The following is a 13,552-nucleotide window of genomic DNA, read 5'->3' on the forward strand; positions in this document are numbered from 1 at the left end:
ACCTTTATGTACATTATCTAAATAGCACATCTTCTCTGTTAAACCACTTAACACAAAATGCCAATAGCCCAGCAGCAATGATTGCAGTGGCTAAAAATATTAAGCCTACAAATGTGTAATCAACAGTCCCTTTTACTATTTCTTTAATTGCTAATGCTACGTTTGTAACAGGAATGAATGCTGTTTTAGCAGTTAGTTCCATATTTGGCATTATTGAAATAATAATCGGGAAAAATACGCCCATACTAAGTGGTGCCATATAATTCTGCGCTTCTTTAAACGTGCGAGCATAGATAGATATAGCCAGAGCTAAGGCCGAAAATATAGCTGCAACAGGTAATAATAGTACAAATATCATTAGTAAATCGGTAACTGCTAATGTACTAAACGCGGCTTTAATAAAATCAAGATCGGCAAATGCGAGCGCCAATGCTATCCAACAGCCCATACTTAAGACGGTTATGGTTGTGGAGGCAATGGATGTAGTTAACAAGGTTATAAATTTACCAAGCACCAGCTCTGTACGCGTAATAGGTGTAAGTAGGAGTGTTTCTAGTGTGCCGCGTTCTTTTTCGCCAGCGCCTAAATCAATAGCGGGATAAGTTGCCCCCATCAATACTAATGGAATAAGTAGGTAAGGTAAAAAACCGCCAATTTTTTCGCCAAGGTTTTCACGTTTATCGGCGGTATCTACTTTTATGACTTCAATTGGATTAAGAATAGATTTTTGAACAGACTCTTCAATACCAAAACTGATTAGCTTTTGAGTTTGCAGCACGTCACTGTATTCTTTTGCGAGCTCTTTAACGCGTTCGAATAAAAAGTTGATAGATTTTGAATCGTTAAAAACAACCTGCCACTGGCTTTGTTTTCCATCGTCCAATGTTTGCACAGCATGACTTGGTAAATAAATACCCATATCAATATCGCCAGCGATTACACCTGCTTTAAGCTCATCTATATTGTTAAAGGTTTTATCCCCTTTATAAAGCTCAAAACTTTTGTGATAAAACACTTTATCTGTAAACTCTTGTGCGTAGTCACCGTTGATTATCGCGTAAGTGTTTACTTTTTGCTCAGCGTCCATTGCAGCTTGCGAGCTTATAAATGCCATTACGGCAAACAATAACGGAAATATAGCAACAGGGAGCGCGACTACAAATAATAGCGTTTTTTTATCGCGTAATAACTCTCTTAATTCCTTTTTAAATACCTCAAACATCATGTTTCTCCGTTAATATATTCATAAACGCTTGATTAAGCTCATCACTATTACCTGCTTGTTTAAACTCTTCTACTGTCCCGTCAAAACAGCTAATACCTTCGTTAATTACAGCGACACGGTCACATAAAAGAGCTACTTCATCTAGATGATGGGTTGAGAAAATAACAGGCGTCCCTTGCGCCTTTAAACCTTTGATAAATTTAATAACGGTTTGTGTTGTCATTATATCAAGACCCGTTGTTGGCTCATCAAGTACCACAACTGCTGGGCGATGAACAACTGCACGCGCTATATTTGCTTTTTGCTTCATACCTGTTGAAAGGTTTTCTGCCCGTTTATCTACAAATTTGTGCATGTCTAGCAATGTAAATAGCTCATCACAACGCGATGCAATATCGCTTTTGTTCATGCCATGAAGCTTTGCAAAATACTCTATGTTTTCTTTTACAGTTAAGCGGCCATACAAACCCGTAGAGCCTGATAAAAATCCAATAGACTTACGCCCTAGTAGGGGTTTTTTTACAATATCGTTTCCGGCAATCGTTATTGAGCCTTCATCGGGCTTTAACGCGGTTGAAATCATTCTCAGTGTCGTCGTTTTACCCGCACCATTTGGGCCGAGCAATCCAAGTACCTCACCTTTAGCGCAACTAAAACTAACGTCTCGTACTGAGTGAAAGTAGTCTTTATCTTCACGAGGATCGATGTCGTCTATTTTATTTTTTTTGTGATCTTTAGTTAGCTTAAATTTCTTTTTAAGCCCAGCAACTTCTATCATGTTCGCATCCTTCGTTTCGCTCTAAAATAATCTGTATTGTTGTAAAAAGAGTCATCTTTGTTTTCGTCATGCCAGCCTGGCACACCTAATAAAGGCAGCGGTGAAAGCTTTTTGTTATCGGCTAAGCAGTTATCTGTATTAATCATCTCATAAAGGGCTTGGTCAAGGTACTGGTATTGAGTTACTAAATCTTTACAAAATATTTCATTCGGTACACAAACAAATAACGCTTTACCCGTTAAACCTATATAAGGCTTTGTTAGCATTTCATAATTAGCATGACCAAACATAAAAGGTTTTATTGTTTTACCCCACTCATGTTTGTGTTCAACGAATGCAGTTTTCCATTGGTGATCGCAAAGCCACTGCTGCCATTTACTCTCACTTATAGCTAATACAACACCACACTCATCAAAAAGCGTTAGTGCATTACGATGCTTAGTACGCTGTTGCAGTCCATGCTCAGCTATATCTTGCACATGTCTATGGTTTATTAACGCTTTGGTTTTTGGAAATAAACACCATATAAACCCACCAAATAAGTCATGCCAATTTTCACTTCGTGTAGGTACAACACCCGTTTCAAAAATTACTTGCTCGTAATACCGCTCGCCAAAGTCTACCTTTGCATCATCTTCAAAAGTAATAGGAATATTATTCTCATTAATAGCAGTTAAAAATGGAGAAAACCACTGCGGCGCCGGCCAATCTGTTAGTTCGTTAACTTTAAATAGCTCACGTAAATGCGCAAATGCACCTGTTTCTAAACTACTGATTTGCCACTGCTCGGGGGGAGTAAAACGCTTCATTTAAACCTTTAACAATTTATGCCTATAATTTACGAGAAGTTTACCGCAAAAACTGGTTCTACTTAATAGAAGTTAATATACTAATCACAACTTAAAACAAAAAAAGAGCTGACATGAAACATTATTTCTCTCTCACACTCCTCGCTACTGCTGTTTTAGCAGGTTGCGCAACAACAAGTATTACACCTACTGATGTAACAAATGGTTATAACAGTATTCAAGCTGATGAATTGGCTAAACATGTAAAAGTACTCGCATCGGATGAGTTTGGTGGCCGTGCTCCTTCATCACCTGGCGAAAAGCTAACGCTTGATTATTTAACTGCGCAGTTTAAAGCCCTAGGTTTAGAGCCAGGTAATGGCGACAGCTACTTACAAGAAGTTCCACTTGTGTCGCTTGAGGCTGATGCAAACATGGTATTAAGTATTGGTGGTAAAGACTATCAATATAAAAAAGATATGGTTATGGGTAGCAGCCGCATTAGCGCACAAGAAGGCATAGAAAATTCTGAACTTGTTTTTGTGGGCTACGGCGTTAATGCACCTGAATACAATTGGAATGACTACGAAGGGTTAGACGTTAAGGGCAAAACGGTTGTAATGCTGGTTAACGATCCGGGCTTTGCAACAAAAGACCCTGCTTTATTTACTGGCGACGCAATGACTTATTACGGTCGTTGGACATACAAATATGAAGAAGCAAGTCGACAAGGTGCAGCTGGCGCAATTATTATTCATGAAACAGCACCTGCGTCATACCCATGGTCAGTAGTTGAAAACTCGTGGAGCGGCGAGCAGTTTGGTTTTCAAAAAGAAAACAACAACATGGACCGCGTAGCCGTTGAAGGCTGGGTTACAACTGACGTAGCAAAAGAGCTTTTTACTAAAGCAGGTTTAGATTTTGATACCGTTAAAACAAATGCTGCTAAAAGTGCTTACCATGTTGATATGGGCGATTTAACTGCTTCTGTTAATGTTAAAAATACGATTAAAAAATCAGTGTCGTATAACTTTATTGCCACTTTACCTGGTAGTGAGAAACCAGATGAGCATGTTATTTACTCGGCTCATTGGGATCACTTAGGTACAGATAAAACACGTAAAGGCGATCAAATTTACAACGGTGCTCACGACAACGCAACGGGTACTGCTGGGCTAATTGAAGTAGCTGAAGCCTTTACTAAATTACCAAAGCACCCTAGCCGCTCAATGACATTTTTAGCAGTAACTGCTGAAGAGCAAGGCTTACTAGGTTCTAAATACTATGCAGCTAATCCAGTGATTGCAGCTAATAAAACAGTCGCTAACATAAACATGGATAGCTTAAATTTATTAGGCAAAGTAAAAGACATGAATGTGGTTGGTATTGGCAAGTCACAAATGGATGAGTTTTTAGCAACTGCAGCTAAAGAGCAAGGCAGAACAATATCAGGCGATCCTAAACCATCATCTGGTGGCTATTACCGCTCTGATCACTTTGCATTTGCTAATATGGGGATTCCAGCCATGTACGCAGGTGGCGGCACAGTCGCAGCTGACGAAGAGACAGCTAATTACCGTAAACGCATGAGTTTAGTACTTCGCGGTTGTTATCATCAACCGTGTGATCGTTACCGTGACGAATGGGATTTATCGGGTGCTGTTCAAGACTTACAATTGTTTTATAAAGTAGGTTTTGATATTTCGGAGCAAGAGCAATGGCCAACGTGGAATGCAAGCTCAGAATTTCAACGTAAGTAGCATTGGTTTAACATCGAAAAACTCAAAGAGAGTAATCGATTTAAATAGATGTAAATGATATTGATTATCATTTAATTAAAATATACAGTGTTACTAAGTTTATTTAATTGGTAACACTGTATGATTTTACTCTCTCAAATAGGATTTATTACGCCCGCTTCTAAACGCTTTGTTAGCCAAAATAAACGTTTATTATTACCACTTTTTTTACTGGTATGCTTAGCTGTGCCATCACTTCGTGAAATTACAATAACAGCACTAAGTGATGCTTTTTTTCAAGTTAGCGTATTTGTTGCTGCTACATTATTAATTTATTACTACGCCATAGAGCATTTACCTCAATTAGAGCTTAGTTATTTAAGTGCTAAATCGCCGGTATTAGAAATATTTTTTGCTGCCGTTTTAGGTGCCCTTCCTGGATGTGGTGGTGCAATAATAGTGGTTACCCAGTTTACAAAAGGCCAAGCAAGTTTTGGGGCTATTGTTGCTGTTTTAACAGCTACAATGGGAGATGCCGCATTTTTACTCCTTGCCACTCGCCCTACTGAAGGTTTAACCATAATGGCCATTGGCTTAGTAGTAGGCACGCTTTGTGGTGTTATAGTAAACGCCCTTCATGCAAAAGACTTTTTACGCCCAACAAAGCAAGAACAAAAACACCAAGTTAAAGTATTGCCAACTCGTATAATTAAAATAAGCAAACCCGTTTGGATGTTCGCTATTATTCCAAGCCTCATTATTGCTTTTTTAATTGCATTTAATGTCGACTTTGATCAATTTGGAAAATACACAGGCACAAGTATTAGTATTTTTGGTGCTGCAATGGCGTTATTTACTGTAACTATATGGGCGTATTCTTCTAAAGGTGAAAGCTATAAAGAAGTAACCTCAGAAGACGATGAATGTAATCCACCTTCTAAAATTATTAAAGTACTTCAAGACACACACTTTGTGACCGCATGGGTAGTGGCATCGTTTATGTTGTTTGAGATTTTAGTAAATATTGCAGGGCTTGATTTAAAAAACTGGTTTGCACATTATGCTTATTTAGCGCCACTTATTGCTGTGGTGATTGGTTTTTTACCCGGTTGTGGTCCGCAAATAATTGTTACTACGTTATATATTCAGGGGATCATTCCATTTAGTGCATTAACTGCTAATGCAATATCTAACGATGGTGATGCGTTATTTCCTGCAATTGCAATGGCACCTAAAGCGGCTGTAATTGCGACTGTGTATACATCTATTCCTGCTTTGGCCGTTGGCTATGGCCTTTACTTTTTAAGTTAAAATTGCCATAAACAAAAAAGCTCAGCTATTGCTGAGCTTTTAGGATGTTAACTTATTTTATTTATACGGCTGCTGGCTCTGCAGCTAGTTCTTTTGGATTTGGGCCATAATCGTTCTCACCTTCATGTGAGTTTTGTGCAAGAAAAACAATTAAAACAATCCAACCAATTACTGGCACTAACCAAAGTAACTGCCACCAGCCTGAACGACCAGTATCATGAAGGCGACGTGCACCAGCACTTAAGCCAGGAATTAATAGCGCTAAGCTATAAATAGTGCCAATGAACATTGTACCTAGTACACCATCAATCGCATTACAAACTACCGAAAAAATGAAGTTAAATAATACAAACATCCAATATGCTTTACGACGATTACGGCCTGAAAAATCCGCGTAGCTGCGAAGCGCGTTCATATAATGTTCCATGAAATTTCCTTAGTGTTATTTTTTTATATTCCCTAACGGGGTTAACTTTATTACTTTTTAGTAACACATGTATCTTAAATAAAAACAGACTCATTTAAAACAAAAAACCAGCAAATTGCTGGTTTTTTTATTAGGGCGTGTTGACCTTTGCGGATTGTAATTTGTTCAATCTAGGGACGATTTAATCGCGGCGCGAGGTTTGTAACCTAGTGGGCTAAGTAAAAACCGAGCAACAAAGAGTTTATCGCCCCTAGGCAGAACCCGAAGAGCAGCGCATGTTTGGCATTTATGCTGCGTTATCGCCTACTTATGGGGAGTAACCACACTTCATAGGCTCTGCCTTGCCTAAAAACCAAACATACTGCTGCAAATTCAATCATCAAAGATCAACACGCCCTAGGTTTAAACAATTATATTATTAACTCATAGCCATCATCATTGCCGATGGGTTTTCTAAGTACGATTTCCATAGGTTATTAAAGCGTGCAATAGTGCCGCCATCAATAACGCGATGATCGCCAGACCAACTCACTTGCATAATAGCTTTACTCACAACTTGGCCACTTTCATCAAAACGCGGTAAGTGCTGCAGTTTACCCAATGCAACAATAGCCACTTCTGGTTTATTAATGATGGGGGTTGCGATAGTGCCGCCAATTGCACCAATATTAGAGATGCTAATCGTCCCTCCTTTTAAATCATCCGGTGCAACACGCCCTTCTCGCGCAGAATGAGTTAAGCGGGTTAAATCATTAGCCACATCAACAACACTCTTACTCTGGCACGACTTAATATTAGGCACTAACAAGCCAATTTTTGAATCAACCGCTATACCAATATTATGATCGTTATAATAGGTAAGCTCTGAGCAATCATCATTCACTTTTGAATTCAGTACAGGGTACTCTTTCATTGCTAGCGAGAGTGCTTTTACAAAAAATGGCATCATGGTGAGCTTAACGCCTTGTGATTTGTACTGCTCTTTTAAGGAGCTTCGCAAAGCTATAAGCTGTGTTAAATCGATTTCATCACTAAAAGTAAAGTGCGGAATAGTTGAAACCGAAGCCACCATTTGCTTGGCCATGGCCGCTTTAATGCCTTTAATTTGCTCTACTCGTACGCCACCGCTTTGATTCTGTGTTTGGTTTTGTACTGCACTTTGAGAAGCATCGCTATTAAGCGGTGAAGTATCAATAGTATTTGGCACTTCGCCTTTTACAAACTCTTCAATATCTTGCTTGTAAATACGTCCATTTTTTCCACTACCTGGTACGCACGTTAAATCAACATCTAGCTCACGTGCTTTACGACGAACTGCAGGCGACGCCACCGCTTTTTGATTGATAACCTTTGCAGCTTGCTGCGTTTTAACAGAGGCAACTTTTTCAGCGACGGCATTAGTTTGAGCCTTTACGACCGCTTGGTTTATATCAACATTTGGCTTTACTGCACTGCCTGCAATTGTCATTTGAAACAACGGGCTATGTACTTTTGCTATTTCACCTTTTTGGTAATATAGTTTTTTTACTGTGCCTGTATATTTTGCCGGAATTTGTACTAATGCTTTGTCGGTCATTACGTCACAAACCGCTTGGTCTTCTTCTATTTCATCGCCTTCTGCGACTAACCAATCAACAATCTCACATTCGACAATACCTTCACCAATATCAGGGAGTATAAAGTCTTCAACTACATCAGATGCATTGTTATTAGTTTGATTTTCAGCTTGAACTGGCTCTTCTACTACTTCATTACTCGTACTATCACCAGTTACATCCATAGCAAATAAAGGAGCATGTACTTTAGCAATTTCACCTTTTTGATAATATAGCTTTGAAATAATGCCATCATGCACTGCTGGAATTTGTACTAATGCTTTGTCTGTCATCACATCACAAATTGGCTGGTCCTCAGATACGGTATCGCCTTCTTGAACTAGCCACTCAACAACTTCGCATTCAACAATGCCTTCACCAATATCGGGTAATATAAAATCTTTCGCCATGGTAACCCCTAAAAATCCATTGATTGTTTAATTGCAGCCAACACTTTTAGTGCGTCCGGTACGTATTCTTTTTCAAGTGCCAACGGGTATGGTGTATCTAGACCACATACACGTAAAATTGGCGACTCTAAATGCAAGAAACACTCTTGTTGTATTGTTGCTGCTATCTCGGCACCAAAGCCATTAGTTATAGGCGCTTCATGGCTCACGATTAAACGGCCGGTTTTAATAACCGATTTAGCAATCGTTTCAACATCCCATGGTAAAATACTACGAAGATCTATTACTTCACAGCTTATACCTTGCTCGCTTGCTTGCTGTGCTGCCTCTTCAATAATCTCCATTTGAGCACCCCACGCTAAAAGCGTAATATCGGTACCCTCTTGTACTACTTCAGCCGTGCCTAATTCAATACTATAATCTTCTTCTGGCACTTCGCCTGTTGATGCACGATATAAACGCTTAGGCTCAAAAAATATGACAGGGTTATCATCTTTAATAGAGGCACGTAATAAACCCTTAGCTTGATAAGGGTTACGCGGTACAACCACTTTTAAGCCCGGTGTATGTGCAAAATAAGCTTCGGGTGATTGCGAGTGATATAAGCCACCAGCAATACCACCGCCATAAGGCGTACGAATAGTTAAGTTACCTACATTAAATTCATTACCACTGCGATAACGAAATTTAGCGGCTTCATTTACTATTTGATCAAACGCTGGGAAAATATAATCAGCAAATTGAATTTCTGCCAATGCAGGCGCACCAAATGCCGCTAAACCATTAGCAAAGCCTAAAATACCTTGTTCGGTTAAAGGCGTATTAAAAACGCGATGCTTACCGTACTTTTCTTGCAAACCTGATGTTGCTCTAAATACACCACCGAAGTAACCAACATCTTCGCCAAAAATACAGGCTTGAGGGTGTTCGTTCATCGTAATATCGAGGGCAGAGTTAATTGCGTGGAGCATGTTCATTTTAGCCATTACTTAATTCTCCCTGCAGTTACTGGGTAAGCATCTGGATGCTGTTTTATATGTTCTTTTAATTGCTCGTACTGACGTTGCAATAATGGAATTGGTGTATCGTAAACGTCAGATACCAATTCTTCTAAAGCGGGCTTGTCAACAACTTCAGCACGCTTAAGCGCTGCTAAAATTTCTTCACGAATCGACTCTTTTGCTTTTATATCGTCTTCTTCGTTTAACCAATCTTGCTTGACCAACCATTTTCTAAATTTATCAATAGGACAGATTTGATTATTTGCCTCTTCATCTTTAGAGCGATAACCACTGGGATCGTCTGAGGTAGAATGCGCGCCTAATCTATAAGCAATCGATTCAATAAGTACAGGCTCACCTTGTGTTGAGGCTATTTCGCGTGCTTTTTTGGTCGCTGCATACACAGCAAGTGCATCTGTGCCATCAACACGAATTGTTTTAATACCATAACCTACACCACGCGACGCAATACCATCGCCTTTAAACTGTTCATCAGCAGGGGTAGATATGGCATAGCCGTTATTACGTGCAAAAAATATAACCGGCGCTTTGTGAACAGCCGCCATATTTAAGCCCGCATGAAAGTCACCTTCTGATGCAGCACCTTCACCAAAGTAACAAATAGTCACGTTATCAATTGTGCTTGCAAGCTCACCTGTTTTAGCGTCGATATGCTTTATTTTTTGACCATATGCATAACCTGTGGCCTGTGGTATTTGCGTACCCAGTGGCGATGAAATCGTCATGTAGTTTAGCGCTTTAGAACCATAATGGATTGGCATTTGGCGACCTTTACCTAAATCCAATTCATTTGAGAACATTTGGTTCATAAATTGATCAAGCGTAAAGCCACGATAATGCAGTGCTGCTTGTTCACGATATTGCGCCATGATCATATCATCTTGATCAAGTGCAGCAGCAGAGGCTGTAACTGCGGCTTCTTCGCCTAGGCATTGCATATAAAAACTAACACGACCTTGGCGCTGCGCGCCTTGCATACGTTCATCTAACAAACGTATAAAACGCATTGTTTCATATAACTTAATAGCGGTATGTTTTGAAATATCAGGTGCGGTTGCACTAGGATGAATGTCGCCGTCCTCAGTTAAAATACTAAGGGTTGGAATATTAAGTGCTTGGCCATCAATAAATTCAAGCTCGTGGTTAATATTCAGCGATACGTTATTTGGATTACTCATAACCTACCTTCTTTTGTTGTCGGTAAAACAGTGCCCCTTTAAATTATTATTGTGGGTGATTGTTGCTGGTTAAACTTTGCAACATCTGCACTATCTTTAATTAAAGCTGCCAACACTTTACGTTAACGTAAAGTGTTATTCAACACATCTGGGACGAAACAAAAGCAAATACAGGTTAAATAAGTGGCAAGTTAACGATACGGTTACTTTAATCAATAGTAATCATATAGTTAACTTGAAGCTACCAGTGGTCTGATGAGTTTAATTAGACGAAATTGCTATCAATATCCATTGGAATAACGGTAAGCAGTGCTCTTTGGCCTAATGCTACGCTCGCATTTGGAAATATAATAGCCTCACCTTCAACGTCAGCGTAAATCGCTGTATCACCGTCGGTTGCAAGTAGTTCACCTTTCGCAAAGCCAGTAAAGTTCTCAGCATCATCAGAAAAAGGGAAACTAAAATCATCCTGCGTTCTATTAATTGTGCGGTGCACTGCAAATAACTCAAACTCACTTGCATTAAAATCAGGGTATTTAACTTCATTTTGGCTAATTAATGCAGTTAATGTTTGCTTTGTTTTTTCAAAGCGTGCCATATCATTTTGGCCAAATGGCTTAACCTGACCCAGCTCTACCGTAAACGAGTCTGCACCATGAACAAACGACGAATAATAGCTAAACGTTGTTGCGGGTGATTTCATCATAAGTACGGTATTTACACCACAGCTCAATAAAAATTGTAACTGTGACTTTTTCCATGGCTTACCATGTAAAAATGGATACACAGCAAATTTTTCGTTTTTAGAGCCTCTAATTGCAGTGTGTAAGTCGTAATGACATCGGCTACTGCCTTGCTGGCCACGGGCATAAAAGTCACTTACGTATTGCTCAAGCTTTGCAGCGCGGTTTCGTTCATTATTCATTGGTACACCTTCAACTGTATGGTGACCATTAAATAATCTATTTAAGTTTTCTTCTACAAAACGCAGGCCAATATTAATTGATTGTGGATTACCATAAATAAATAAAACACGCTGCTTAAGGACTAGCTCACCTTTTATAATTTGTTTAATGAGCGCATCACAAATTTCAATTGGCGCAGTTTCGTTACCGTGTACAGCGCTTGAATAAATTACATCTTTGCTTGTTTTAACAGCAGGTTGAAACTCAATTACGCCGGTATCGTGTATATTTACACAAGTTCCATTATCTAAAACAAATTCACCTACATCTAAATGCCATTCGTTATTACGGCTAAGCGTTAAAAAATCGCCCGTTTGTTTTAATTCATTTAAGTAAGATGGATTGGCTGACATGTAATAAGCCCTTTAAAAATAATGTGAGAGTAAACTCTTATGCATATATATGCACAAGGTAGAGGTATAGAAACAAAAACGGCTGAATAAATCAGCCGTTTTAAAATAGTTTAAGCAGTGTTAGCTGATCACAGAATCGACTAACTTTTTAGCTTCTTTTTCAAGTAACGCTAAATGCTCTTCACCTTTAAATGATTCAAGGTATATTTTATAAATATCTTCAGTACCTGATGGACGCGCTGCAAACCAGCCATTTTCAGTGACCACTTTTAAACCACCAATTGCCGCATCGTTACCTGGTGCATGAGTCAGTTTTTGCAAAATAGGTTCGCCAGCAAGTGTATCTGCTTTAACATCAGAAGCACTCAATGCTTTTAAACGTGACTTTTGGCCGCTTGAGGCCGGTGCATCAAGGCGTTTATAAATTGGAGAACCAAACTCTTGTTCTAGTTCTTTATAAAGCGCTGATGGAGTTTTACCTGTTACTGCAAGTATTTCTGCAGCGAGTAGTCCCATAATAAAGCCGTCTTTATCTGTACACCATACAGAGCCATCAAAACGTAAGAATGCAGCACCTGCGCTTTCTTCGCCACCAAAAGCAAGCTTGCCTTTGCTTAAGCCTTCAACAAACCATTTAAAGCCTACGGGTACTTCTTTTACTTTACGATTATTGCGCGCTGCTACTTTATCGATCATAGAGCTAGAAACCAGTGTTTTACCAATCTCTACTGTTTCATTCCAATCACGGTGTTTAAGTAAGTAATCAATTGCCACTGCTAAAAAGTGGTTTGGATTCATTAAACCATCTGGCGTTACAATACCGTGACGATCGTAGTCAGGGTCGTTACCAATAGACACATCAAAATCATCTTTTAATGCAATAAGGTTCGCCATTGAATAAGGTGATGAACAATCCATACGAATTTTGCCATCTTTATCAAGTGGCATAAAAGCAAAACGTGGATCAACAACATCATTAACGACGGTTAAATCTAAATTATATTTTTTAGCAATAACAGGCCAAAAATTAATACCTGAACCACCTAGTGGATCAATACCAATTTTGATACCTGCATCGCTAATGGCTTTTAAATTAACGATATTTGCTAAATCATCAATATAAGGAGTCATTAAATCTTCGTAGCGAATAAAGCCTGAACGTGAAGCTTTAGCGAATGGGAATAACTCAACTTCAACCAAGTCTTCTAATAAAAGTTGATTTGCTCTGTCTTCAATCCATTTAGTAACGTCGGTATCAGCAGGTCCGCCATTAGGTGGGTTGTATTTAAAGCCACCATCTTCAGGAGGGTTATGCGAAGGCGTAACAACAATACCGTCTGCAAGCTCATTTGGGTGTAGCTTGTTATGGCTAACTATGGCGTGGCTGATAACTGGCGTTGGTGTAAAGTCACCGTTTTCTTGCGTTATCACTTGCACTTCGTTAGCAACTAAAACTTCAATAGCTGAATTAAATGCAGCCTCACTCAGTGCGTGTGTGTCTTTACCTAAAAATAACGGACCAAAAATATCATTTTGTTTTCTATAATCACAAATAGCCTGAGTAATTGCTAAAATGTGTGACTCATTAAATTTAACATCGTAAGAACAACCACGGTGGCCTGATGTACCAAAAGCAACACAATGCTCTGGATTTTGTTCAAGATCAGGTTCGTTTAAGTAATACGCAGATACTAATTTAGGTACGTTAACCAGTGCTGATTGTGGAGCAGTTTTGCCTGCGCCTGAGTGAATAGCCATTAT

The 13,552-nt window shown here is 39.2% G+C and carries 11 protein-coding genes; 2 read left to right on the top strand and 9 right to left on the bottom strand.

Annotation, left to right across the window (positions count from 1 at the left end):
- Window positions 1–13: 13 nt before the first annotated feature.
- The 3 genes from H5116_RS02865 to H5116_RS02875 are packed head-to-tail and all read right to left on the bottom strand — an operon-like array spanning window position 14 to window position 2,812.
- Window positions 14–1,222: an ABC transporter permease gene (locus tag H5116_RS02865; RefSeq protein ID WP_182681438.1), complete on the bottom strand. Its 1,209-nt coding sequence runs from the start codon at window positions 1,220–1,222 to the stop codon at window positions 14–16.
- The gene (locus H5116_RS02870) at window positions 1,215–2,003 is read right to left on the bottom strand and encodes an ABC transporter ATP-binding protein (protein WP_024596859.1); all 789 of its coding nucleotides are present in this window, start codon (window positions 2,001–2,003) and stop codon (window positions 1,215–1,217) included. The genes H5116_RS02865 and H5116_RS02870 overlap by 8 nt, the downstream gene beginning before the upstream one ends.
- Window positions 2,000–2,812 (bottom strand): DUF3025 domain-containing protein, encoded by an 813-nt coding sequence (locus tag H5116_RS02875; RefSeq protein WP_096793172.1) that lies wholly within the window; start codon window positions 2,810–2,812, stop codon window positions 2,000–2,002. Before H5116_RS02875 ends, H5116_RS02870 begins: the two co-directional genes overlap by 4 nt.
- 113 nt (window positions 2,813–2,925) lie before the next feature.
- Between H5116_RS02875 and H5116_RS02880 the strand changes: the two genes are divergently transcribed.
- Complete coding sequence (locus H5116_RS02880; RefSeq protein ID WP_182715520.1) at window positions 2,926–4,551, top strand: M28 family metallopeptidase; 1,626 nt, start codon at window positions 2,926–2,928, stop codon at window positions 4,549–4,551.
- A gap of 120 nt (window positions 4,552–4,671) precedes the next feature.
- Window positions 4,672–5,841: a putative manganese transporter gene (locus H5116_RS02885; RefSeq protein WP_138489105.1), complete on the top strand. Its 1,170-nt coding sequence runs from the start codon at window positions 4,672–4,674 to the stop codon at window positions 5,839–5,841.
- Between the two features lie 61 nt (window positions 5,842–5,902).
- Here H5116_RS02885 and H5116_RS02890 read toward each other — a convergent pair whose 3' ends face one another.
- From H5116_RS02890 to pgm, 6 genes are all read right to left on the bottom strand, one after another.
- Entirely contained in the window at window positions 5,903–6,268 is a 366-nt protein-coding gene (locus tag H5116_RS02890; protein ID WP_182692748.1) for a DUF805 domain-containing protein, read from the bottom strand.
- A gap of 418 nt (window positions 6,269–6,686) precedes the next feature.
- Entirely contained in the window at window positions 6,687–8,273 is a 1,587-nt protein-coding gene (locus H5116_RS02895) for a dihydrolipoyllysine-residue acetyltransferase (RefSeq protein WP_182715521.1), read from the bottom strand.
- An 8-nt stretch (window positions 8,274–8,281) separates the two neighbouring features.
- Window positions 8,282–9,259 (bottom strand): alpha-ketoacid dehydrogenase subunit beta, encoded by a 978-nt coding sequence (locus H5116_RS02900; RefSeq protein ID WP_165723475.1) that lies wholly within the window; start codon window positions 9,257–9,259, stop codon window positions 8,282–8,284.
- The gene (locus H5116_RS02905) at window positions 9,259–10,473 is read right to left on the bottom strand and encodes a thiamine pyrophosphate-dependent dehydrogenase E1 component subunit alpha (protein ID WP_182671603.1); all 1,215 of its coding nucleotides are present in this window, start codon (window positions 10,471–10,473) and stop codon (window positions 9,259–9,261) included. The genes H5116_RS02900 and H5116_RS02905 overlap by 1 nt, the downstream gene beginning before the upstream one ends.
- 265 nt (window positions 10,474–10,738) lie before the next feature.
- Window positions 10,739–11,791, bottom strand: coding sequence for a succinylglutamate desuccinylase (gene astE / locus H5116_RS02910; protein ID WP_182715522.1), 1,053 nt, complete (start codon window positions 11,789–11,791; stop codon window positions 10,739–10,741).
- Between the two features lie 120 nt (window positions 11,792–11,911).
- Window positions 11,912–13,549, bottom strand: a complete 1,638-nt coding sequence (pgm, locus tag H5116_RS02915) for a phosphoglucomutase (alpha-D-glucose-1,6-bisphosphate-dependent) (protein WP_002962933.1) — start codon at window positions 13,547–13,549, stop codon at window positions 11,912–11,914.
- Window positions 13,550–13,552 lie beyond the last annotated feature (3 nt).

It is taken from the genome of Pseudoalteromonas sp. SG45-2, from assembly GCF_014164115.1.
In the GTDB taxonomy this organism is placed as follows: Bacteria; Pseudomonadota; Gammaproteobacteria; order Enterobacterales; family Alteromonadaceae; genus Pseudoalteromonas; species Pseudoalteromonas distincta.

Coding starts and splice junctions, on each gene's coding strand:
- H5116_RS02865 (WP_182681438.1), bottom strand. CDS start 1,222: ATGTTTGAGGTATTTAAAAAGGAATTAAGAGAGTTATTACGCGATAAA.
- H5116_RS02870 (WP_024596859.1), bottom strand. CDS start 2,003: ATGATAGAAGTTGCTGGGCTTAAAAAGAAATTTAAGCTAACTAAAGAT.
- H5116_RS02875 (WP_096793172.1), bottom strand. CDS start 2,812: ATGAAGCGTTTTACTCCCCCCGAGCAGTGGCAAATCAGTAGTTTAGAA.
- H5116_RS02880 (WP_182715520.1), top strand. CDS start 2,926: ATGAAACATTATTTCTCTCTCACACTCCTCGCTACTGCTGTTTTAGCA.
- H5116_RS02885 (WP_138489105.1), top strand. CDS start 4,672: ATGATTTTACTCTCTCAAATAGGATTTATTACGCCCGCTTCTAAACGC.
- H5116_RS02890 (WP_182692748.1), bottom strand. CDS start 6,268: ATGGAACATTATATGAACGCGCTTCGCAGCTACGCGGATTTTTCAGGC.
- H5116_RS02895 (WP_182715521.1), bottom strand. CDS start 8,273: ATGGCGAAAGATTTTATATTACCCGATATTGGTGAAGGCATTGTTGAA.
- H5116_RS02900 (WP_165723475.1), bottom strand. CDS start 9,259: ATGGCTAAAATGAACATGCTCCACGCAATTAACTCTGCCCTCGATATT.
- H5116_RS02905 (WP_182671603.1), bottom strand. CDS start 10,473: ATGAGTAATCCAAATAACGTATCGCTGAATATTAACCACGAGCTTGAA.
- astE (WP_182715522.1), bottom strand. CDS start 11,791: ATGTCAGCCAATCCATCTTACTTAAATGAATTAAAACAAACGGGCGAT.
- pgm (WP_002962933.1), bottom strand. CDS start 13,549: ATGGCTATTCACTCAGGCGCAGGCAAAACTGCTCCACAATCAGCACTG.